The sequence below is a fragment of the Prevotella sp. P4-98 genome (assembly GCF_002251405.1).
GTDB lineage: Bacteria > Bacteroidota > Bacteroidia > Bacteroidales > Bacteroidaceae > Prevotella.
Genome location: NZ_NPJC01000017.1, coordinates 22,559 through 44,035 on the forward strand (window position 1 = coordinate 22,559; position 21,477 = coordinate 44,035).

General features: G+C 47.9%; 20 protein-coding genes. 9 read left to right on the plus strand and 11 right to left on the minus strand.

Annotated elements, in window-relative coordinates; genetic code table 11:
* Positions 1–85 precede the first annotated feature (85 nt).
* Positions 86–922, plus strand: a complete 837-nt coding sequence (locus CIK96_RS03060; RefSeq protein WP_094389523.1) for an AAA family ATPase — start codon at positions 86–88, stop codon at positions 920–922.
* Positions 919–1,965 (plus strand): DUF4435 domain-containing protein, encoded by a 1,047-nt coding sequence (locus tag CIK96_RS03065; RefSeq protein WP_094439574.1) that lies wholly within the window; start codon positions 919–921, stop codon positions 1,963–1,965. The genes CIK96_RS03060 and CIK96_RS03065 overlap by 4 nt, the downstream gene beginning before the upstream one ends.
* Before the next feature lie 24 nt (positions 1,966–1,989).
* Here CIK96_RS03065 and CIK96_RS03070 read toward each other — a convergent pair whose 3' ends face one another.
* Genes CIK96_RS03070 through dxs form a run of 4 tightly spaced genes read right to left on the minus strand, consistent with a single transcriptional unit; the run spans position 1,990 to position 7,663 of the window.
* A complete protein-coding gene (locus tag CIK96_RS03070; RefSeq protein ID WP_094435434.1) occupies positions 1,990–2,946 on the minus strand; it encodes a type I phosphomannose isomerase catalytic subunit in 957 nt (318 codons plus the stop codon).
* Positions 2,947–2,994: 48 nt separating this feature from the next.
* The gene (locus tag CIK96_RS03075) at positions 2,995–4,452 is read right to left on the minus strand and encodes a TrkH family potassium uptake protein (RefSeq protein ID WP_094435432.1); all 1,458 of its coding nucleotides are present in this window, start codon (positions 4,450–4,452) and stop codon (positions 2,995–2,997) included.
* Positions 4,446–5,804: a Trk system potassium transporter TrkA gene (gene trkA / locus CIK96_RS03080; RefSeq protein WP_094435430.1), complete on the minus strand. Its 1,359-nt coding sequence runs from the start codon at positions 5,802–5,804 to the stop codon at positions 4,446–4,448. Before trkA ends, CIK96_RS03075 begins: the two co-directional genes overlap by 7 nt.
* Positions 5,801–7,663 carry a 1-deoxy-D-xylulose-5-phosphate synthase gene (gene dxs / locus CIK96_RS03085; protein ID WP_094389502.1) on the minus strand — a complete coding sequence of 621 codons (1,863 nt, stop codon included), beginning with the start codon at positions 7,661–7,663 and terminating at the stop codon, positions 5,801–5,803. The genes trkA and dxs overlap by 4 nt, the downstream gene beginning before the upstream one ends.
* Before the next feature lie 866 nt (positions 7,664–8,529).
* Between dxs and CIK96_RS03090 the strand changes: the two genes are divergently transcribed.
* Genes CIK96_RS03090 through CIK96_RS03105 form a run of 4 tightly spaced genes read left to right on the plus strand, consistent with a single transcriptional unit; the run spans position 8,530 to position 10,820 of the window.
* Positions 8,530–9,021, plus strand: coding sequence for an RNA polymerase sigma factor (locus CIK96_RS03090; RefSeq protein ID WP_094439576.1), 492 nt, complete (start codon positions 8,530–8,532; stop codon positions 9,019–9,021).
* A complete protein-coding gene (locus CIK96_RS03095) occupies positions 9,018–9,461 on the plus strand; it encodes a hypothetical protein (RefSeq protein ID WP_144007471.1) in 444 nt (147 codons plus the stop codon). Before CIK96_RS03090 ends, CIK96_RS03095 begins: the two co-directional genes overlap by 4 nt.
* A gap of 22 nt (positions 9,462–9,483) precedes the next feature.
* Positions 9,484–9,912, plus strand: coding sequence for a hypothetical protein (locus tag CIK96_RS03100; RefSeq protein WP_254046574.1), 429 nt, complete (start codon positions 9,484–9,486; stop codon positions 9,910–9,912).
* Between the two features lie 26 nt (positions 9,913–9,938).
* Positions 9,939–10,820 (plus strand): hypothetical protein, encoded by an 882-nt coding sequence (locus CIK96_RS03105; protein WP_094439580.1) that lies wholly within the window; start codon positions 9,939–9,941, stop codon positions 10,818–10,820.
* 77 nt (positions 10,821–10,897) lie between these two features.
* Here CIK96_RS03105 and CIK96_RS03110 read toward each other — a convergent pair whose 3' ends face one another.
* The 6 genes from CIK96_RS03110 to CIK96_RS03135 form a co-directional block, all read right to left on the minus strand.
* A complete protein-coding gene (locus CIK96_RS03110; RefSeq protein ID WP_094435422.1) occupies positions 10,898–11,326 on the minus strand; it encodes a hypothetical protein in 429 nt (142 codons plus the stop codon).
* A gap of 13 nt (positions 11,327–11,339) precedes the next feature.
* Positions 11,340–12,653: a ribosome biogenesis GTPase Der gene (der, locus tag CIK96_RS03115; RefSeq protein WP_094435420.1), complete on the minus strand. Its 1,314-nt coding sequence runs from the start codon at positions 12,651–12,653 to the stop codon at positions 11,340–11,342.
* Positions 12,654–12,761: 108 nt separating this feature from the next.
* Positions 12,762–13,643: a GTPase Era gene (gene era, locus CIK96_RS03120; protein WP_094439582.1), complete on the minus strand. Its 882-nt coding sequence runs from the start codon at positions 13,641–13,643 to the stop codon at positions 12,762–12,764.
* Positions 13,644–13,768: 125 nt separating this feature from the next.
* Positions 13,769–14,773 carry a beta-ketoacyl-ACP synthase III gene (locus CIK96_RS03125; protein WP_094389496.1) on the minus strand — a complete coding sequence of 335 codons (1,005 nt, stop codon included), beginning with the start codon at positions 14,771–14,773 and terminating at the stop codon, positions 13,769–13,771.
* 5 nt (positions 14,774–14,778) lie between these two features.
* Positions 14,779–14,967 carry a 50S ribosomal protein L32 gene (gene rpmF, locus CIK96_RS03130; protein ID WP_094389495.1) on the minus strand — a complete coding sequence of 63 codons (189 nt, stop codon included), beginning with the start codon at positions 14,965–14,967 and terminating at the stop codon, positions 14,779–14,781.
* 24 nt (positions 14,968–14,991) lie between these two features.
* On the minus strand, positions 14,992–15,483 hold the full coding sequence (locus CIK96_RS03135) for a DUF177 domain-containing protein (protein WP_336410091.1): 492 nt from the start codon (positions 15,481–15,483) through the stop codon (positions 14,992–14,994).
* Between the two features lie 376 nt (positions 15,484–15,859).
* Between CIK96_RS03135 and CIK96_RS03140 the strand changes: the two genes are divergently transcribed.
* Complete coding sequence (locus CIK96_RS03140) at positions 15,860–17,017, plus strand: PAS domain-containing sensor histidine kinase (protein WP_173839790.1); 1,158 nt, start codon at positions 15,860–15,862, stop codon at positions 17,015–17,017.
* A 178-nt stretch (positions 17,018–17,195) separates the two neighbouring features.
* Positions 17,196–17,333: a hypothetical protein gene (locus tag CIK96_RS13175; protein WP_158214822.1), complete on the plus strand. Its 138-nt coding sequence runs from the start codon at positions 17,196–17,198 to the stop codon at positions 17,331–17,333.
* Between the two features lie 102 nt (positions 17,334–17,435).
* Here CIK96_RS13175 and CIK96_RS03145 read toward each other — a convergent pair whose 3' ends face one another.
* Complete coding sequence (locus CIK96_RS03145) at positions 17,436–19,757, minus strand: glycoside hydrolase family 2 TIM barrel-domain containing protein (protein WP_094439584.1); 2,322 nt, start codon at positions 19,755–19,757, stop codon at positions 17,436–17,438.
* A gap of 922 nt (positions 19,758–20,679) precedes the next feature.
* On the opposite strand from CIK96_RS03145, the gene CIK96_RS13180 reads away from it, so the two are divergent.
* Positions 20,680–20,832, plus strand: coding sequence for a hypothetical protein (locus CIK96_RS13180; protein ID WP_158214823.1), 153 nt, complete (start codon positions 20,680–20,682; stop codon positions 20,830–20,832).
* Positions 20,833–21,477 lie beyond the last annotated feature (645 nt).

A 21,477-nucleotide genomic window follows, 5' to 3' on the forward strand; every position in this document is an offset into this window, starting at 1 on the left:
CATAGGTTTGAAAGCATGAAATAACGCTTCTATAAGCATTAACTTAGTGGCAGACATAATAGTGACAGACATAAAACTTAAGACTATGCAGAAGTATGCAGACTATATCAAAACGATAGAGATCGATGCTCTTTGGAGTGGCAAGAAACACATTGTCTGGGACCTCGATCCGAAAGTCAATGTCCTCAGCGGCATCAACGGCGTGGGCAAATCCACCATTCTCAACAAGGTGGTAAGAAGCGTTGGGGTAAACGGCGATATTGTCAACCATCTGTTGAAAGGCGTACATCTGACTACCGCACCCGAAGATGCCACACATATCCGCTTTGACTTGATTCGTTCACTCGACAGCAACCTCTCGCAGACATTCTCCGAGAGTGAGGGATTCATACACCAAGCCTTGTCAGTACTGGCTGGCGTAGGGGGCGGTTCACTACTCGATCTGCAACTCTACCAGCTTCAACGCAAATATCTCGACTATCAGGTGAACATCGGCAACCGTATTATCGAAGCCCTGCAACGGGGCGATGCCCACATGGCTCAGCAGTTGTCAGAACCTAAAAAGCGTTTCCAAGACATGGTTGATGAACTCTTTGCCGAAACAGGTAAGAAGATGGTACGCAAAGAGAATGAAATTCGTTTCACACAGATTGGCGAGACGCTACTGCCTTACCAGTTGTCGAGCGGTGAGAAGCAGATGCTTGTCATCCTACTCACCGTACTTGTAGAGGATCATCAGCCCTATGTGCTCTTCATGGACGAACCAGAAGTGTCGCTACACATCGAATGGCAGAAACGCCTCATCGAGCTCATCGTAGAGCTTAACCCGAATGTTCAGATCATACTCACCACCCACTCACCTGCCGTCATCATGAGCGGATGGTTGGATAAGGTGACAGAGGTCAGCGATATTACGGTATGAGCAGCAGACTGACAGATCATATCAACAGCCAGTATTTCGAAGCCGCCAACAAGCTGACATCGAAACAAGCACGTAGGCGCATTGTGGCTTACGTGGAGAGTTACGATGATATTTATTTCTGGCGGACGGTGCTCAGTCGCTATGAAAATGAGCAACGCTACTTTGAAGTGATGTTGCCCTCACACCGCAAACTGGAACGTGGGAAGAAGTCGGTGCTAATGAATTTTGTAGAAGGACATGTGGGCGAAGACATGATAGCTTGCGTTGATGCTGACTACGACTACCTTATGCAAGGCCGCACTCCTCAGTCGAAAAAGATATTGGAAAGCCCATACGTGTTCCACACCTATGCTTATGCTATAGAGAATATGCAGTGTTATGCGCCATCGCTCCATGAAGTTTGTGTGGCAGTAACCCTCAACGACCATCGTATTTTCGATTTCGAAGATTATTTCCAGCAGTACAGCCAAGCCATCTTTCCACTCTTCGTTTGGTCGGTATGGGCTTATCGCACCGGCAACCACAACCGTTTCTCGCTTACCGATTTTTCAAGAGTTACTGACCCTGGAGGCTTCAGCGTAGGACATCCACAAACCTCTATCGACCATCTGCGCCGTAAGGTTACTTCGCGCGTTCACCTCTTACAGAATCAATTCCCAGGCAATAAGGTTCAATACCTTCAGACCAAAGAAGACATCAAGGCATTGGGAATTACTCCCGACACTACCTATCTCTATATTCAGGGCCATTCGCTCTTCGACAATGTGGTGGTGCCCATACTCACTAAAGTGTGCAATCGACTGCGGCAGGAGCGACAGGATGAGATCATGCGCACTTCCTGTCACCATACCCAACGTAAAAACGAGATGTCCTGCTACGAACACTCGTTGCAGGACATCCGTCAGATGTTAAAGAAGAATACAGGGAGTCAGGTCTCACAACCATTCCTTCGGTTGCTTGCCGATCTGTCGGCTTATCTCGATGCGTCATCTGCTACAACCGACGATAGCGACTCCCCGAATCCCGATATAATGCAATCCTGATATTCAGGAGCACACTTTCTTTGCTCAAGAGAGCACGTAGGTTTCCAAGAATTTGATAGTTCCCTCGCTACGCACCTCATTGGCGGTGGCAGGTACCAATACAGTTTCTCCTTCGCGAAACGGCATATTCTCGCCATCAACAGTCAGCGTACCCTCACCCTTCATGCCTATCAAGATGACAAACGAGTCGAGTTCGCTGTAATCAATGGTCATGGGTTCGTCCAAATCATAGACAGCAGTATTGAAATAAGGACACTCTACCAGCAGTTCCCCCTCGTTTTTGCGTGCCTCATAGCGTGTACGATAGTCGGGAAGCACCGTATAATCAATACTCTCCGAAGCCTCTTGGGTGTGTAGCTGACGGTAGTTTCCGTCTTTATCCTTTCGCTTAAAATCATAAATACGGTAAGTCACATCGCTGGTCTGCTGTATTTCAGCCAGGAAACATCCGGCGCCAATGGCATGGATGCGTCCCGCAGGAATGAAGAAGCAGTCGCCTTCCTTGACAGGATATTGCGCCAATGCATCACAGATAGTATCATTAGCCACCATCTCTTTATACTGTTCTGGTGTGATTTGCATCTTCAGTCCATTATAGAGTTTGGCCTCTGGTGCAGAATCCATCACAAACCACATTTCGGTTTTACCGCGACTCTTGCCTTGGCGATGGGCTATTTCATCGGTGGGATGCACTTGGATAGAGAGGTCCTGTCGTGCATCGATAAACTTGATGAGTAATGGGAATTCGGTACCGAAACGCTCGTAGTTGGCCTTTCCCACGAGTTTCTCCTTCATATCATTCACCAATTGATTGAGCGAACGTCCGTCACCCACGGCTATGGTTTCATTATCCTTCACTCCCGAAATCTCCCAGCTCTCGCCAACGTTATCCATTTTTGCGTCGAGATGCTTGAAGGGAATGATGCGGTCGCCACCCCAGAGTGTCTGTTTGAGCAGCGGTTGAAATTTGAATGCTTTCATTTTTTCTCTCGTTAATATAAGTTCTTTAGGGTATTTATTCTGCTGTATTCAATTGTCGGTCCAGAAGCCACGAGTGAAGAGCACCATAACCGACATGATTTCCAGACGTCCTACAAGCATGAGAAATGAACAGATCCATTTGATGCCATCAGGCAGTCCTGCCCACGACATCACAGGACCTATCTCTGTTCCGAGAGTTGGTCCGACATTGCTCATACAACTCAGCGCTATCGTAATGGCATTGGTATTGTCAATGCCGGCAGCAATCATAATAGTAGCGGAAATAAGACACATCACCACATAGAGTGCAAAAAAAGCCAATAGCGTCGCCACCTTTGAAGAAGGCACATTCTGTCCGTTGACCTTGATAGGCAGTACGGCACTGGGATGGAGTATCTGCCGAAACTCATTCTGCATGGCTTTGAGTACCATCGAACCGCGGATACATTTGAATCCGCCACTGGTACTTCCGGCACAAGCTCCGAGAAACATACATATTCCGAGTATCACCCAAGTGATATGGGGCCACGCTCCAGCATCGTCGTTGAAGAGTCCTGTGGTGGTAATAAACGACACCACTTGGAACAAGGCACATCGGAAAGCGCGTTCTGTGCCGTAACCATTATTATAGATCAGTATGGCCATGATAACGATAGCTGAGAAAGACACTACAAAGAGATAGAGTCTGAACTCCGAGTTTTGCACCAGTTGTCGCAGTTGCCGTTTAAAGATTACTATATATAATAAGGTAAAGTTGATTCCCGATAGAAATTGGAACAAGAGTGACACATATTCTACGGCAGCACTATGATAGTGTTCCACACTGTCGTTATGGGGTGCAAATCCTCCCGTTGCAGTAGTTGACATTGAATAGTTCACACTGTCAAACCATTCCATCCCTGCCGCATAATACGAAAGGATACAAGCTACAGTAAGCACAAGGTAGATGCTGCAAATCCATTTAGCATTGGTGCTCAACCGTGGGTGCATCTTGGTGCGCACAGGGCCAGTAGCCTCAGCGGCAAACACCTTGACGCTTCCGCCCACCAACGAGGGTAGAATGGCAATGGTGAAGAATACGATGCCCAGTCCACCAATCCATTGTGACAGAGATCTCCAGAAGAGTAATGCATGGGGCAGTCGCTCCACGTCGTCGAGAATGGTGGCTCCCGTGGTGGTAAATCCCGACATGGTTTCAAAGTAGGCATCTGTCACGCTGTTGATGTATCCTCCGATGATATAGGGCAACATTCCAAACAAGCTATAGAGCAGCCACGATAGTGTGACTACGAGATACGCAGTTCGCCGGCTCATGTCGTTGGTTGCGTTACGTCCCAAGTATTTGAATATGAAGCCGCAACATCCAGTGAAGAGAGACGAGATGAGAAATGCCATGATGTCATCCTCTTGGTAGCATCCCGCCATGAGGGCACATCCGCCCATCAGCAGTCCAAGCATGATGAGCAGTGATCCCAGAATCTTGTATAGTAACTTCGCCTCTACCATATTGTCGATGGTTTGAAGTATTTTTCGAGGTTTTTCAGGTTGTGCTCATGACAGAACATCATGACAGAATCGCCCGGTTCTATCTGTGTGAATCCATTGACAAGGATTCCTTGATTGTTGCGCACCAGTCCACCGATCGTTACACCAATCGGAAGTCCGAGATCCTTCACTGGCTTTTTGGTAATCTTCGATCCTTCTGCAGCCACAAACTCAGCCACGTCAGAATCGACTATCATCAGCGATCTCACATTGCTGACGTCAGCGTCGAGCATCATCTGATAGATATGGCTGGCAGCAATGGTTTTCTTATTGATAATGGTACCGATGTCCAGACTCTCTGCCATCTCCACATAGTCGAGATTTTCCACCATGGCGATGGTTTTCCTCACGCCCAACCGTTTGGCGGTAAGACAGGCAAGGATATTTGTTTCTGCATTGTCGGTCAGTGCGACAAACGCCTGTGTGTTCTGTATTCCCTCTTCCTGAAGCAGTCCGAGGTCGCGTCCGTCACCGTGAATCACCATGGCATCGGTGTCCAACAGCAGTTCGTTGAGTCGTTCACAGCGTTGTTCGTTCTTCTCTATGATTTTCAGATTCATGTATTCAGGCAATGTCAGTCCCACGCGCACAGCGGTTTTGCTGCCTCCCATGATAATCACGTTCTTCACATCGGCATAGTGTTCCTTTCCTGTGAATTTTCTCACATAGGGTATGTATTCACTGGTGGTCATGAAATAACAGAGGTCGCCTGTGCGGAGTTCATCATTACCACCGGGGATGAGTGTCTCTCCGTTGCGTTTCACAGCCACTACGTGGTACGGTTCTGTTGGTCCACATAGTTCGCGCAGTGGTTGGTTGAGTATCTCGCAGGTCTCTCGCAGTTTAATGCCGAGCATGACGAGTGCCCCGTTGTGCACATCCCATCGTTGTCTGACCCACGACATTTTGAGTCCGTTGGTAATATCTATGGCTGCCAGAACTTCTGGATAGATCAGCGAGTTGATGCCCATCTTCTCGAAGAAGGGTTTAAGGTTTGGAGCGAGATATTCATAGTTGTCGATGCGTGCCACGGTTTTCTTCGCTCCCAGCGAATGTGCAATGATACAAGCATTCATATTCTGGCTCTCGTCGGGAGTGACTCCCACAAAGAGGTCGGCTTTATCTACATTAGCTTCGCGCAGTATTTTGATACTTGTGGGAGATCCCACAACGGTCATGATATCAAACTTGCTATCGAGGTCAGCCAGTCGTTCGGCATTGGCATCGATAAGCACGCAATCCTGATGGTCGCGTGAAAGCAGTTTTGCCAGGTGCACACCTACGGCACCTGCTCCGACTATTACAATCTTCATGATATAATGGCTTTGCGGATGCCCTCGGCATCCAGTCCTACAAGGTGATCGAGTTGTGCCACAGTTCCATGTTCCACAAAATGGTCGGAGGGCAATCCCCGTCTGATTACTTCGGGATGGTAGTGATGATCTGCCATCCATTCTACTACGGCAGAACCGAGTCCTCCGTCTTTCACTCCATCTTCTACGGTGACGATGCGGTCGAAGTGTTCTGCCACTTCGGCAAGGATATTCTCGTCGATGGGTTTGAGGAATCGCATATCGTAGTGTGCCACATCAAGGTCTTCGATGGCTTTTGTCACATGATTACCAATCGGTCCGATGGAGAGCACTGCAGTATGGTGTCCGTCTTTAAGTTTACGTCCTGTGCCCACTGCGATTTCCTCAAGTGGACAACGCCAGTTGTGCAATACTCCTCCGCCACGTGGATAGCGGATGACAAACGGCCCTTTGTCGGGCAGTTGTGCGGTGTACATCAGCCGGCGCAGTTCATGTTCGTCCATGGGCGATGCGATAGTAAGATGTGGAATGGGTCTGAGTGCTGCCAAGTCGAAGGCTCCATGGTGTGTTGGTCCGTCTTCGCCCACCAGTCCTGCCCGGTCGAAACAGAACACTACATGCAGTTTGAGCAGTGCCACATCGTGTATGATATTATCGAAAGCACGTTGTGCAAAGGCGCTGTAGATATTGCAGAAGGGGATGAGTCCGTCTTTCGCCATTCCCCCTGAGAAGGTCACAGCGTGTCCTTCGGCTATTCCCACATCAAAAGTGCGGTCTGGCATGGCTTGCATCATGATATTCATGGAGCATCCTGTGGGCATGGCAGGAGTCACTCCCACTATCTTCGGATTCTGCTCTGCCAGTTCCAGCAACGTATGTCCGAACACATCTTGATAGCGTTGTGGTTTGTCGGGTGACTGGTCAACGAGTCTTTCTCCTGTGGCAGGATCGAATTTTCCAGGTGCGTGCCAAGTCGTTACGTCTTGTTCTGCTGGTGCATAACCGTGTCCTTTCTGTGTGTGGAGGTGCAACAGTTTCGGACCTTTCATGTCTTTCATCTGTTTCAGTATGCGCACCAGTTCTCCGACATTATGTCCATCAAACGGTCCAAAATATCTGATGTTCATGCCATCGAAGATATTCTGCTGATGGCTGATGGCAGATTTCATGGCATTCGACAGTCGGATGAGTCCTTTGCGTCGGTCTTCGGGCAGTAGTCCCCATTGATGCAGTTTACTTGAAATCTTAAACCGCAGTGCATTATAGGTTTCGTTGGTACTGAGGTTGAGCAGATATTGCTTCATGCCTCCCACCGACTGGTCTATCGACATATTGTTATCGTTGAGAATGATAAGCATGTCGTTGGGCGACGAACTGACGTTGTTGAGACCTTCAAAGGCGAGGCCGCCGCTAAGTGCTCCGTCTCCTATAACAGCCACCACATGTCTGTTGGTATTTCCAGTTTTCTTTGCTGCAACAGCCATACCGAGTGCTGCCGAAATAGAGTTGCTCGCGTGACCACACGCAAAGGTATCGTATGGACTTTCCTCTGGCGACGGGAAGGGTTTGATGCCTCCGAGTTTTCTATTGGTACAGAACTTTTCGCGTCTGCCTGTCAGTATTTTATGGCCGTATGCCTGATGGCCTACATCCCATACGATGCGGTCTTCGGGAGTATTAAAGACATAATGCAGTGCTACCGTCAGCTCCACGACTCCGAGGCTTGATGCCAGATGTCCGGGGTTGACAGATAGTTCTTTAACGATATCGTTGCGCAGTTCTTTACAGAGTAATGGAAGTTGTTCAACTTTCAGTTTGCGCAAGTCATCTGGATAAGTGATATGATTCAGTAAATCCACTTTTTCATTCTATTTGCCTACAAAGGTACGATTAAGTGAGAGAAAAACCAAATAAATTTGAGTTTTTCCGAGCGGGAGTATCTTCGCAACACGGTTGCCAAGGTAGTGCAAACCGAGAATTATCATTACTCTTAAAGAGATTTCCATAATATATAATATGTTCGCGCGCAATGCATACAGAAATTTGAGTTTTCAAAAAATTTCGACCACTCGAACACCATTACCGTATAACACGCAGTAGTTCTGAGCGTTAAATGGTGGTCGAAGCCCAAGAATTTCGATCACCCTTCGACCACATCGACCACACCTATTGCATCTATCATCAACCCGGACCAACTTAGCGAGCCATGTATATCGATGTATAAATGGGAGTTGTAAGTTTATCACCTTTTCTTCAAACCTTGATAATATTTTTATCAAACGTTGGATAATACTTTTATCAAACGTTGGATAATACCTTTATCAAACGTTGGATAATACTTTTATCAAACGTTGGATAATACTTTTATCAAACGTTGAAAATACCTTTGTCAAACGTTAGGTAATACTTTTGTTAAACGTTGGGCAATACTTTACCAAACGTTGGACAATACTTTTGCTAACTATTGAACAACACCTTGTCAAAACGTTATTACCCAAAAAGTTCAATCAGTTTTATTTCAGAGCGACATCCTTCATTATAGATGGGCATATATGAGGCGGATACGCTTACCACATTCTGTGGTCAATGGTGGTCGAATATTTTTGGAAACTGATTTTTTTGCGTTTTTATATCTGTCACAGGAGAAAACAAAAAAAATATTAGCTCGCGTGTCACAAAACTCGCCCATCATACGTTATACAGATGAGTCACGGAAAGAAATAACATGGATCTCGAAGAGTTCAACAAGCGCATCGTTGTGCTGCGACCAACACTGATGGAAGCTGCTAAACACATGAATGGGAATGACGCCTCAGCCGAAGATTTGGTACAGGAGGTCATGCTCAAACTGTGGAGCATGCGCCAGCAACTCGACAGGCACCCTAACCCGAAGGCACTGGCACTGAGCATGATACGCCATAAAACCATCGACGAGCAACGCCACAAGCAATTGGAATACGGGCGACCAACGGCAGAACCATCCTCAGAAGAAACCACCCGACATGTGGAACGACAAGACGAACTGCGACTCATAGGCGAAATCATCAATCGGTTGCCTGCCCTACAAGCTCAAGTGCTACGACTGAAAGACATCGAGGGCTACGAGACCGAAGAGATTGCCTCCATCACGGGAGCATCACCAGAAAACATCCGCCAGTGTCTGTCAAGGGCACGAAAGACTATCAGACAGGAATTTATTAAAATGACAATAAGATGATGATCGACAGAAACAAAGTGAAGGTATTGATAGACCGATACATGAACGGCGAGACTACTGCTGACGAAGAGCGACAACTGCGCCGCTTCTTCCGCACAGCACAATCTTTGCCCGACGAATGGCTACCGCTGCGGGCCCTCTTTGCCTACGTCGATAGCGAAGCGGAAAAGAGTTGTCTGCCTGCCGAAACACAGGTAAAACACAAAACCATCAGCCTCCACCACATCAGGAAATGGTGGTTGGCAGGAGCTGTGGCAGCATCGCTACTACTGGCTACTGGACTGTTTTGGCCCGATGAAAAAGAAGATCGCAACTTTGCCGTGATTGACGGACAGCGCACCACCAATCAGCACATCGTGGAACAAGAGGCTGAACAGGCACTGCAACTGGTAGCTATCACCGACGAGGAAGCCTTTGGCGCACTCGATGAAATCAACTGACAACGTAAAAATGATACGAGATATGATAAAACGGTTATTATTCACAGTATTATGGACCACCATATCAATGCTTACCGTCCACGCACAGACCGGACTCGAAATAGACAGGGCTTTCACCCGATACGGTCATGAGAAAGGATGCAAAATGGTGGAAATGTACGATGCTCGACTTCGGGGTTATCAACTCCACGTCTATAAGAGTCTGACCTATAAGACACAGGGGAAGGCCATCGACGCACTGCTGAAAACAGACCGAAAAAGGGCGAAGAAAATACGTGAAGTGGTAGAAGACGGACACATCACAGGCGGATACTACATGATGCCCACACTTCCGTCGGGCATGGAGCGCTACATTCTCTTCAGCAACGCTGCCGGTGGACGGGGTGCCCTCATCTATATTGAGGGAAATATCAAGCCCGACGACATCATGAAACTCTGTTACACACGATAAAACGAATCATAAAAGAAACACAAAATATGGAAAAAACAACATTTCTCGCTGCACTGCTCACCATCATAGGAGCAGGCTGCACAATGGCAGAAACTGCGCAGGACACCACCTTTGTAGTCAACGACAAACAAATTGTGGTCAACGAAAAAGACGGAGCGACAACCGTGGGCGTTTATAACAACAACGGCAACGAACTGAAGAAAATCAGTGAAACAACCTACGTCGATGGACAGGAAGTGAGTCAGATCTACGTTTCGTCTCCCTTCCTCCGCTCATCATGGGAACGATCCAAACGTAAGAAATTCGAAGCACACAATGCCAACTTCTATTGCGGTTACCGCTATCTGACAAGCGATGCCTTTTCATTCTCTGCAGACCAATCGCTCTACACAAAAAACTCCAACTCCTACGAAATTGGCATTGGCGCCCTCAACGTAGCCATCCCCTTCAACCGTCAGAACAATATCGGACTGGCAATAGGCATGCAGGTGGGATACACACGCCACGCTTTCGACAGCGGACATGCGCTATTCATGGAGGATAATGTGGCAACCGTCAAACCTGTTGAAGCGGAAGAACGCATCCGCAAGAGTTATATGAGTTACTGGTCGATGCGCATCCCCGTCATGTTGGAATACCAGCAATATCTTGGTCGTCGCGATGCTTTCATCGGTGCTGGTTTCTCGTTTGAGTTTCGCGACAAAGAGCATGCACGCTACAAAACCAAGCACGACACCTTCAACTCCGCACGCGATCTGAGCATCCATACAGCAGGAGTCAATTTTGAAGCCTACATGGGATGTGGTGATTTCATGTTTCGCTTCACCACAGGACTCACACCATTATTCAAGGGAGGACAAGGCCCGAAGGCCCACACCTCCAGTATCGGCATCGGTTTCTGCCTATAATCTCTCACCATCCACTCTCAATAATTATTGCCGGAAAGTACAATCCACTTTCCGGCAATTTTATAATATTCTTCGTCTTACTTCATCTTCCATTGTCCTTTCACCTCAACCATGGGGATGGTGATTTCCTCTTTGGTGGAATCGGCAAAATGGAGAAGGAGGAAGGCATGTGTGAAATGGAGGGTGGTGTCGCGTTGCGCACGAACGGCAGTCACTTGATGGAGTCCGCCGTGGTTTTCTTTTTGTTCCTCCATGTAGTTGCGATAAACCAGAATCATTTGGCTGCGGTAGTTCTGCGGCATAGAGTCGGCAGTGGCTTTACCGTTGAGAAAAGCCTCGTAGTTACCCGCAAGGAGTTCGTCGTAGTAACCTTTGGCAGCCTGCAGGGCAAGGTCATCGGGATTAGGTTCCTCGTGGCAAGCGGTAAGTGGCCACAAGCAGAGAAGGCAAAGCACGGAGAGGTGCTTCGCCTTCAGGTGGGTTATCATCGTGATGATGTGTTTCATTGTTTCTGCGGTGTTATTTCTGACGCACAAAGACGTTGATGGGTGTTCCCGTAAGCGTCCAGTTGTCGCGCAATTTATTTTCCAGGAAGCGCTTATAGGGCTCTTTCACATACTGTGGCAGGTTGGCGTAGAACACGAAGGTTGGAATCTGCGTATTGGGCACCTGCGACACATATTTAATCTTGATGTATTTACCTTTGATAGAGGGTGGCGGAGTCGCCTCGATGAGTGGCAACATCACCTCGTTGAGTTTCGATGTTCCTATCTTGATGGTGCGGTTCAGATACACCTGCTTGGCAGTTTCCAACACTTTGAAGATGCGCTGTTTGGTCAGGGCTGAAGCAAACACGATGGGGAAATCGGTAAAAGGTGCCATGCGTTGGCGGATGGCATTCTCAAAGGTCTTCACCGCTATCTGCGACTTATCTTCCACCAAGTCCCATTTGTTGACCACTACTACAAGCGACTTATTATTCTTCTGTATCAATTGGAAGATGTTCATATCCTGAGCCTCAATGCCTCGTGTGGCGTCAATCATCAAGATGCAGACGTCGCTGTTCTCAATGGCACGGATGGAACGCATCACACTATAGAACTCCAGGTCTTCCGACACCTTATTCTTACGGCGAATACCGGCAGTATCCACCAGATAGAAGTCGAATCCGAATTTATCGTATTTCGTATAGATAGAGTCGCGCGTTGTTCCGGCAATATCTGTCACGATATTGCGGTCTTCACCGATAAAGGCGTTGATGATGCTCGATTTACCGGCATTAGGTCTGCCCACCACGGCGAAGCGTGGCGTTCCGTCTGCCACGTCGTCAATCTCATCGGTAGAGAGTTTCGACACCACGAGGTCGAGCAGGTCGCCTGTTCCCGAACCCGTTGCTGCACTCACGCAGTAGGGGTCGCCCAGTCCGAGTCTGTAAAACTCATACTGGTCGTAGAGGTGTTTACCGTCGTCTGCCTTGTTTGCTACGAGCACAACGGGCAGTTTCGAACGTCTCAGAATATTTGCCACATCCACGTCGAGGTCGGTAAGTCCGTTTTGGATATCTACGAGGAAGAGCACGAGGTCAGCCTCTTCGGTAGCCACCAGCACCTGTTTGCGGATTTCTTCCTCAAAGATGTCGTCGCTGTTGACAACCCATCCTCCTGTATCTACTACGGAGAATTCGCGTCCGTTCCATTCACATTTGCCATACTGTCGGTCGCGTGTGGTACCTGCCTCATCGCTGACGATAGCGTGGCGGGTATTGGTCAGACGGTTGAAAAGTGTGGATTTGCCCACATTAGGGCGTCCAACGATAGCTACTAAATTTGCCATATCTGTTTTTGCTCTTGTTGTTTCTGTTTTTTGTTGTACATGGGCCTTGTGAAGGCCTCTTGCTGATAGGGTAAGAGGGGGTATCGACTGTCTTTGCCGAATTCTTTTTTATTCCGGATTATAACCAAACGAGTCGAGTTCGCGTTGCGATGATCGCCAGTCTTTATCCACCTTGACGAAGGTTTCAAGGAAGATGGGTTTGCCGAAGAATTTCTCTAATGCCTTGCGAGCCTCGGTATTCACTTTCTTCAGCGCCACACCCTGGTGGCCGATGATGATGCCCTTCTGGCTGTCGCGCTCCACATAGATCACAGCATTGATATGGATATTCCGGTCTGTCTCCTTGAAGCGTTCCACGCGAACCTCCACTGCATAGGGTATCTCCTTATCGTAGTAGAGCAGGATTTTCTCGCGGATGATCTCCGACACGAAGAAGCGAGCGGGTTTATCGGTCAACTGCTCTTTGTCGAAGTAGGGCGGTGAGTCGGGCAACAGTTCTTTGATGCGTTTCAGGAGCATATCCACTCCAAACTTGTTTTTCGCGGAGATGGGCAGGATTTCTGCGTTAGGCAGCAGCGTGTGCCATTTCTCCACGATGTCTCCCAGCGTCTTCTGGTCGCTCTCGTCAATCTTGTTGATGAGTAGCAGCACAGGGATTTTCATCTTCTGCACCTTCTCCAGAAAATCCATGTTCTTCTCTGGGTTCTCCACCACATCGGTCACATAGAGCAGCACGTCAGCATCCTGCAATGCCGATTCCGAGAAGGCGAGCATCGACTCCTGCAGTTTGTAGTTGGGTTTCAACACTCCTGGTGTATCGCTAAACACGATCTGCATATCGTCTGTATTGACAATACCCATGATTCTGTGGCGAGTGGTCTGTGCCTTAAAGGTAGCGATGCTGATGCGTTCACCCACGAGTTGGTTCATGAGCGTCGATTTTCCCACGTTGGGGTTGCCTACTATGTTTACGAATCCTGCCTTGTGCATCTGTTGTAGTTTCTTTGTGGATGGATGGTGCGGACCGCAGATGGGTCCATTTCAGTTTATGAAGAAACCGACGGGAGCCATTGAGCCCTTAGGTTCAATAGCCCCCGTCAGGGTCTTGACGTGTATTATTTCGCGCCGTCGTAAGCCCACTTGTAGTAGCTTGCTCCGTGAACGAATCCTGCACCGAAGGCAGTGAAGATCATGTTGTCTCCCTTCTTCAGTTTGGCTTCGTTTTCCCAGAGTGCCAAGGGGATAGTGGCGGCAGAAGTATTGCCGTAGTGTTCTATGTTGACCATCACCTGATCCATAGGAAGCTCGAGGCGTTTGGCAACAGCTTCGATGATGCGCATATTTGCCTGATGAGGAACCACCCACTGGATATTGTCCTTGTTCAGTCCGTTGCGCTCTGCCACGAGGGCACAGTCATCGCTCATATTGGTCACAGCATAGCGGAACACGGTGCGTCCCTCCTGATAGAGGTAGTGCAACCGGTGATCGATGGTGAAATAGCTTGGAGGACAAACTGAACCGCCGGCTTTCAGGTGCAGGAACGGAAGTCCCTTACCGTCAGCACGGAAGTAGGAGTCCATCACACCGATATTCTCTTCCTCGGTGCCTTCTACCAGCACAGCGGCAGCACCGTCTCCGAAGAGCGGGCAGGTAGCGCGGTCCTTGTAGTCAACCACCGACGACATCTTGTCGGCTCCAATCACGATAATTTTCTTATAGCGTCCACATTGGATCATAGACGCTGCCACGTCGAGCGTATAAAGAAATCCGCAGCATGCAGCCCAGAAGTCGAATGCGAAAGCATTCTTCAGGCCAAGCTTACCAAGCACAATGCTGGCTGTTGACGGGAATTTATAATCGGCCGTCGATGTGGTTACAATCACGGCGTCAATGGTATCGGGATCTACGCCGGTCTTCTGCATCAGCTGCTTGGCTGCTTTACGTGCCATGTAGCTGGTGCCCAGACCTTCCTCCGTAAGGATGCGGCGCTCCTTGATGCCAACGCGTGTCATAATCCACTCGTCATTGGTGTCAACCATGCGCGACAACTCCTCATTGTTGAGCACGTAGTCGGGCACATATCCGCCAATACCAGTGATTATTGCGTTGATTTTTCCCATCTTTCTTACTCAGCGCCTTCGTCCATTACGATAGCAATCTTACCACGGTAGTATCCGCAAGTGGGGCATACGGTGTGGTAGATGTGATAAGCGCCACAGTTAGGGCATACTGCCAATGTGGGAGCTACTGCCTTGTCATGGGTACGACGTTTGAGAGTACGGGTCTTTGACTGTCTTCTTTTAGGATGTGCCATAATGCTTTAATCTTTTTTCATTTGTTATTCTTCTAATTTCAGTTTCGCCAGTGCGGCCCAGCGAGGGTCTGCTTCCTTTGCCTCCTCTTTGCCGCTTCGGACAGCACCGCTCAGCTCAGCGAGCTTCTGCGTCATCGCACTATTGCATTTTCCAGGTGCATGAACGTGCTTGATGGGTATGGCAAGTGCCACAAACTCATAGATGAGCCATGACGTGTCGAGTATTCCTTCGTTCTCGTCCACTATCACAACCTCATCATCGTCGGTATTGGTCTCCGCACCCAGTTTCGCAATCAGCATATTGTCGGTCACGATGGGTTGACTCATGTCATCAAGACACAAGTCACAAGGTACGGTGACTGTGCCCTCGGTATGAAACTGGAGTTCGAAAAAGCCGGTTGCCTTGCGTATAGACACCGACACATGCAATGCTCCGCCCTTCACTTCCGAGGCGTTGAGAGCCTTGAAAAATGCATCGTCAAGGGTGTACTCCCGATGCATTTCATCGGTTTTCATTGCCTTCAGATCTATTTTGAAAGTCTCTAAACTACACATAATCGCACTATTACGGACTGCAAAGGTACAAATTATTTATGAATTATAGAGTAGTTCACTCTTTTTTTTCACTTTTTAACGTCATTTCTTCATCATTTCCATACATTTCCCCCTGTTTTCCACTGTAACTTTGACTTTAACCTTGAACTTAACCGTATCAATAGCGCTTCAGCAGTCACCGCAGTTTTTTACGCATTTCCACAAAATTCCTTATCTCCCCAAGTAAACACGAAACCAAGGAATCACGTAGTTAACATCCTAGGGCACGACGATGGTTAAGGGTAAAAAAAGAGCCACGCCTACACAATATTATATATACACGTGCGTTATATTAAAGATGACATGGATTAACCGACAACAGCAATTCAAAACTGCCCTTGTCGCTGCCGCACTACTGGTGGCAGTGACCTCACTACTGGTGTCCAAATGGCTGGCAAACGACCTCGCAGCAGAAGAATACAAGCGCATGGAGCTATGGTCGGATGCACTCCACACCCTCAACAATGCAGACCAGAACACCGATCTCTCCCTGGTGCTCCATGTCATCGAAGACAATAACAATATCCCTGTCATCGTCATCGACCAAGACGGCAACGTCACCGACCACCGTAACATCAGCATCCAAGCCACCGACCGTGCAGACACCATCGCGCAACTCACCCGACGCGCACAACAGATGAAAGCTGCAGGTCGTTACGTCAAGATTGACGGCAACAAGCCAGGAGGTTTCCAACTCGTCTGTTACGACGACTCTACCATGATACGCCGCATCACCGTATGGCCACTCATCCAACTCGGTATTGTGGGAGGCATTGTCATCATCGCCATCCTCGCCCTCGTCTCCTTCAAGCGCACCGAACAAAACAAGCTATGGGTGGGACTCTCCAAGGAGACCGCCCATCAGTTGGGCACCCCCATCTCCAGCATCATGGCATGGGTAGAGATCCTCAAGGAGGAATACCCCACCGACCCTTATGTGGGGGAGATAGAGAAAGACGTCTCCCGTCTCAACACCATCGCCGACCGATTCTCCAAGATTGGTGCCGTTCCTGAGCTGCTGCCCACCGACATCTGTCGTCTCCTCACCGACGTCACCACCTATATCCGCAAGCGCACCTCATCGCATGTGTCATTTCAGGTCAGTCTCCCCTCCCATCCCGTCATAGTCCCCCTCTGCCCTTCCCTTTTCGAGTGGGTGACAGAGAACCTATGTAAGAATGCCATCGATGCCATGCAGGGGGAAGGCTCCCTATCCCTCGTCCTCACCGACCGTCCCACATCCATCATCCTCGACGTGACCGACACCGGTTGCGGAATGTCCAAATCCATCGCCAAGCAGATATTCTCCCCTGGATTCACCACCAAGAAACGCGGTTGGGGACTCGGCCTCTCCCTCTCCAAGCGCATCATCGAGAAATACCATGCCGGTCGCCTCTTCGTCAAAGCCACCGAACCTCATCACGGCACCACCTTCCGCATCATCGTCAAGAAGTAATCCACGGAACACACGGAGTGTTTAGTTTATGGGTTATGGGTTAGAGATTTTTTAAAGATTTTATTTCTGCATAAATTCCGTCTAAATTCCAATGATAGATTTCTGGCCAAGGCCATATTTTTATTAAAGATTTCCTCCAAAGATTTACCTATGGTTTGTTTTGTCGTGACTCAGCATAGTGAAAGCGAACGTTTTCGTTAAGCCAGATGAGCAGAATAAAGCTCGCTTTAATTCTGCCATGGCGAGAAAAGGTGCCATGAAATGGAGCTCTCACTCTGTCTTCGCTACTCCAAAACATCTTGCCGTAGGCAACTAAAAAAATCCACAGAACACACGGACAACACGGAGAAAGATTTTTGTTTATTATTTTACTTAAAATTGGCAACATTGATCTGTCCCCGTGTCAATTGTCCCTATGTCATTTTTGAGGTATTGTCCATCTTTGTGGCATGACAGACACTGCTGTTGTTCCTGATATGCCTAATTTTGCGGATGATGCCTTGATTGTGGCCTTGCCAGCATTCATTCCGCTCTTTACGACAATGATTGCTCGTCCTTTGTATGTTGTCACATTGGCAGAAGTCTTAGGCTCAATATCTTTCAAATTTGCAGAGGCAGCAGCAAGGAGCGAGGCTTTACCATATACGCTTACAGTCAGTTGGATGTCTGCGTCTGACACGACATTTCCTTTGGCATCAGTCACCTCGAGCGTGACATAGGCAAGGTCTTGCCCGTTTGCGTGTATTTGTTTGCGATCTGGTGTGAGTCTAATGGCTGCAGGCATTCCGCTTGTGCGCAGTATGCTTTCCTTCACTTCGTTGCCATCTGCATCAAGCGACACAGCTTTAAGGGTGCCTGGCTGATATTGCAGCGGGATGACTGCCTTGTATTGTGAGGCCATGCTGACATTCCTTTCCGCCACGAGACTATCGTTGAGATACAGGCGCACCTTTGGTGCTTTGGTGTATATTTCGGCTTCGATGGTCTTGTTTTCCCATCCGCTCCAGTTCCACGACTCCCATGTGGGCCATACAGACCACAGCGTTTCTGTGACATGTCCGTTGCGGTAGTTGTCGGGCTCTTTCACAGCAAGGTAAATGTCTGGAGAGCCATCCTTAGCGTTCCACAGCATGTCGCGGTAGTGCGATATAGGCTTGCGCCAGCCAGTGATGTCGACATCGCCGCAATATGCCCCGTGGTAAGGAAAGTGCTTGGCTTGGTAGTGCTCGCCCCGTTGTTCCCCTTCGTAGTGGAACTGCCCGATGGCCGACTCGCCGAGATAGTCGAGTCCTGTCCATACCATGTCGCCAATGATGTATGGACGCTCAAAGGTGTGTTTCCAATTGGCGAACGCATCGCGCGGATAACTCTCTGTCTGCCACATCACACGTTCGGGGCATCGCAGGTGGTCGCTTTCTGCCTTGTGCATCATGTAATTGTAGCCCACTATGTCGAGCACTGCCGCATGCGGGTCGAATATCTCCCAGTCGCTATCCCATGAGCATAGTGCCTCTGTGACAGGACGTGTTGGATCGAGAGATGTCACAACATCCTTGAAAGTTTGCGCTGTGTGTATGACACGTATGTCCTTTCGTTCGATGACTTCATTTCCGATACTGTATGATATGACACATGGGTGATTGCGGTCGCGCAGCACCATGGCGGTAAGATCCTCCCTGTAACATGAGTCGATAACGAGGTGGTAGTCGTACTTGGTCTTTTCAGACCTCCATCCGTCGAACGCCTCATCGATGACCATCATGCCGATGCTGTCGCAAGCATCGAGCATAGCTCGTGTCTGAGGGTTGTGCGATGTTCGTATGAGGTTGAATCCAGCCTCTTTCATCAGCCTGACCTTACGTATTTCTGCCGCATCGTATGCCATGGCTCCGATGACTCCATCGTCATGGTGCACGCAGGCTCCATTGATGAGCGTTGGCTGCCCGTTGAGCAAGAATCCTCTTTTTGCATCATAACTGAAAGCTCGCACTCCATGCCTTATGGTTAGCTGTCCAACTTTTATGTCGTAAAGTTTAGGATGCTGCGGTGACCATAGCTCCACATCTTTGAGCACTCGTTTTTCTGTTTGTCGTCCCTCATATGCTATGCTCACGGTAGCTGAATCAGCATGGGTGCCATCTCCTGACATGCCATAGATGCTGTCTGTGCGCACGAACAGCTTTTCAGGATTGTCTATCTTGTTTTGATCGTATTTTTCGAGCCACACATGGCGATATATGCCCGAACCGCTGTACCATCTGCAGTTAGGTTGATGCGAGTTGTCCACTCGCACAGCAATGGTGTTGGTGCTTTTTTTGACAAAAGGTGTGATGTTGACTTTGAATGGCGTATATCCATAAGCATGACCGCCTGCATGCTCACCGTTGACATACACCTGGCAATTCTGATACACGCCTTCGAAATGAAGCCATATTGTCTCGCCTTTGTCTGTTTTCAGTTCTGATTCCTTCACCTGCTTGCGATACCATCCGATGCCTCCGGGGAAGTATCCTCCGTCATTGCCTGATGGTGCGTCTTTTGCGGGCGCATGGAATATGTCCCAGTCGTGCGGCAAGTTTATTCGTTTCCATTTGGAATCGTCCAACTGTACGTCTTGCGCATTCTTTACGTCTTGTTCGATGAATCGCCAGTTGAAATCAAAATTGTCTTTTTTACTTTGCCCACATGCTGCAGATGACATGCAAAGGAAAAGAATTGTTGATAATAAGGATAGCTTCATTTTTTTAGTCAATTATTTATTAATATAACCTAATTTCCGTAATACTATAATTTAATGTTTTTATAAGCCCCTAGGCAACAAAAGTTCTTAGTGTAGCTAAGCGGCAAAGCCGGTTACTTGCTTTGACAAGCAGAAGTGTCGATTCGCTCAGGATTTTGCAATGTCAGAAATTATATCTATTTAGTATTGGATTTAGAAATAAATAAGACTCTGACACTGCAAAAGTATAAAAATATTCTGAGATACTCACAGCTTTTAGAGTTTTTTTTTCGATTATGAAGCAATTTGATGCTCTTTCAGCTCAAACCATAGATTCCAGCTTCGTAATGACAAGGAACGCATCTTCGTCAAAGCCACCGAACCCCATCACGGCACCACCTTCCGCATCATCGTCAAGAAGTGTTCGACGGAGCACACGGATGACACAGAATAGATTTTCGTTAAAGATTATTTTAAGATTTTCGTGATTTCAGTGCGACATTAAAAAATCCGTGTTCTCCGTGTGATCCGTGGATAAAAGATTTCCGTGATTTCTGTGATTTCGACATCATCCAGACATGATATGATGCCTTCATCAAAGAGGAGTTGGACAAAAGAGGGCTTCCGTGAAATAATGGATTGAATTGATGCCAAAATCCATCGTTCTGTAAATATATCGAACTTGCATTATGCTTCATTTGTAAAGTTACAATACCCACATTGCACAAAATGATAATATTGAGGGTTCTTGTAAGGCTTTACATGATTTTTATGGTTTGACCTGTGGTTGAGCCTATAAAGATGGGCTGTTGGGCTTATGGTAGGGTGTTTTGGGGTGGACTCTGGATTCTCTCCGTCGGTTATTTGGGGACAACAAGGCGTTATAAACCCGTGGAGGGGGTTTAGGCATGGTTGGAGCATAGGATCCGTCGGGATAGACGAAATGGCTTTATTCGCCGAGAAAATGCTCAGTGCGGGAAAGGAAGTGCAGGATTCCACCTCGGCAGGTTTGAAACAAAAGGCATTTTTCTGGTTTGTGGTTGCTGAAGGGTACTTTGTCAGCCATAAGCCAGCCATGACGGTGGCTACTCGTTGAGTTTTCGATAGTTTCTCGACCGACATTCGTTGCTCTTTCGTTCGTTTTTCGCTTGTTCCTCGTTCGGTTCTCGATCGGTCTTCGATAGACTAACGAATAACGAACGAGAGACGAACGAGAGACGAACGAGGACCTAACGAGAAGTTAACGGGAACCGAACGAGAAGCGATCGGGAAACCGTGGTCTTTCTGTCGGGACCAGATGGCGTGTTGAATTACTTGTTTTGTAAACATAAGCAGCTTTTTAGTTGTTAAATTATTTATTTGATTTTTTGGTTTAAAGGTTTCTTTCTTGTTTTGGAAATCATCCTCGGCTTGAAATACAAAGATACAACACGACACCCCCGAAATGCAAGAGTTTTGGCAGCTATAATTTAATATTTAATATTATTTAACTTTACTATAGATATTTTTATCTTCGACTTCGCATAGTTTTTTTTTATAATTCTCTCCTGACAATATAAGCCAAGCGCATATCACAGCAAATAAATCAAAGACGAAAATGCACTCGAACACCTTCCTCAGAGCGTTTCTTTAACTTTAATCTTTTCCGTGTTCTCCGTGTGTTCCGTGGATAATAAATTTCTGAGATTTGCCTTTGGCTTATTCTGACGCGACTCAACAGAGTAAAACCGAACTTTCACTC

Excerpts from the sequence above, each read along its gene's own strand:
- CIK96_RS03060 (WP_094389523.1), top strand. The coding sequence starts at position 86 with ATGCAGAAGTATGCAGACTATATCAAAACGATAGAGATCGATGCTCTT.
- CIK96_RS03065 (WP_094439574.1), top strand. The coding sequence starts at position 919 with ATGAGCAGCAGACTGACAGATCATATCAACAGCCAGTATTTCGAAGCC.
- CIK96_RS03070 (WP_094435434.1), bottom strand. The coding sequence starts at position 2,946 with ATGAAAGCATTCAAATTTCAACCGCTGCTCAAACAGACACTCTGGGGT.
- CIK96_RS03075 (WP_094435432.1), bottom strand. The coding sequence starts at position 4,452 with ATGGTAGAGGCGAAGTTACTATACAAGATTCTGGGATCACTGCTCATC.
- trkA (WP_094435430.1), bottom strand. The coding sequence starts at position 5,804 with ATGAAGATTGTAATAGTCGGAGCAGGTGCCGTAGGTGTGCACCTGGCA.
- CIK96_RS03090 (WP_094439576.1), top strand. The coding sequence starts at position 8,530 with ATGGATCTCGAAGAGTTCAACAAGCGCATCGTTGTGCTGCGACCAACA.
- CIK96_RS03095 (WP_144007471.1), top strand. The coding sequence starts at position 9,018 with ATGATGATCGACAGAAACAAAGTGAAGGTATTGATAGACCGATACATG.
- CIK96_RS03100 (WP_254046574.1), top strand. The coding sequence starts at position 9,484 with ATGATAAAACGGTTATTATTCACAGTATTATGGACCACCATATCAATG.
- CIK96_RS03105 (WP_094439580.1), top strand. The coding sequence starts at position 9,939 with ATGGAAAAAACAACATTTCTCGCTGCACTGCTCACCATCATAGGAGCA.
- CIK96_RS03110 (WP_094435422.1), bottom strand. The coding sequence starts at position 11,326 with ATGAAACACATCATCACGATGATAACCCACCTGAAGGCGAAGCACCTC.
- der (WP_094435420.1), bottom strand. The coding sequence starts at position 12,653 with ATGGCAAATTTAGTAGCTATCGTTGGACGCCCTAATGTGGGCAAATCC.
- era (WP_094439582.1), bottom strand. The coding sequence starts at position 13,643 with ATGCACAAGGCAGGATTCGTAAACATAGTAGGCAACCCCAACGTGGGA.
- CIK96_RS03125 (WP_094389496.1), bottom strand. The coding sequence starts at position 14,773 with ATGGGAAAAATCAACGCAATAATCACTGGTATTGGCGGATATGTGCCC.
- rpmF (WP_094389495.1), bottom strand. The coding sequence starts at position 14,967 with ATGGCACATCCTAAAAGAAGACAGTCAAAGACCCGTACTCTCAAACGT.
- CIK96_RS03135 (WP_336410091.1), bottom strand. The coding sequence starts at position 15,483 with ATGAAAACCGATGAAATGCATCGGGAGTACACCCTTGACGATGCATTT.
- CIK96_RS03140 (WP_173839790.1), top strand. The coding sequence starts at position 15,860 with ATGACATGGATTAACCGACAACAGCAATTCAAAACTGCCCTTGTCGCT.
- CIK96_RS03145 (WP_094439584.1), bottom strand. The coding sequence starts at position 19,757 with ATGAAGCTATCCTTATTATCAACAATTCTTTTCCTTTGCATGTCATCT.
- CIK96_RS13180 (WP_158214823.1), top strand. The coding sequence starts at position 20,680 with ATGGCTTTATTCGCCGAGAAAATGCTCAGTGCGGGAAAGGAAGTGCAG.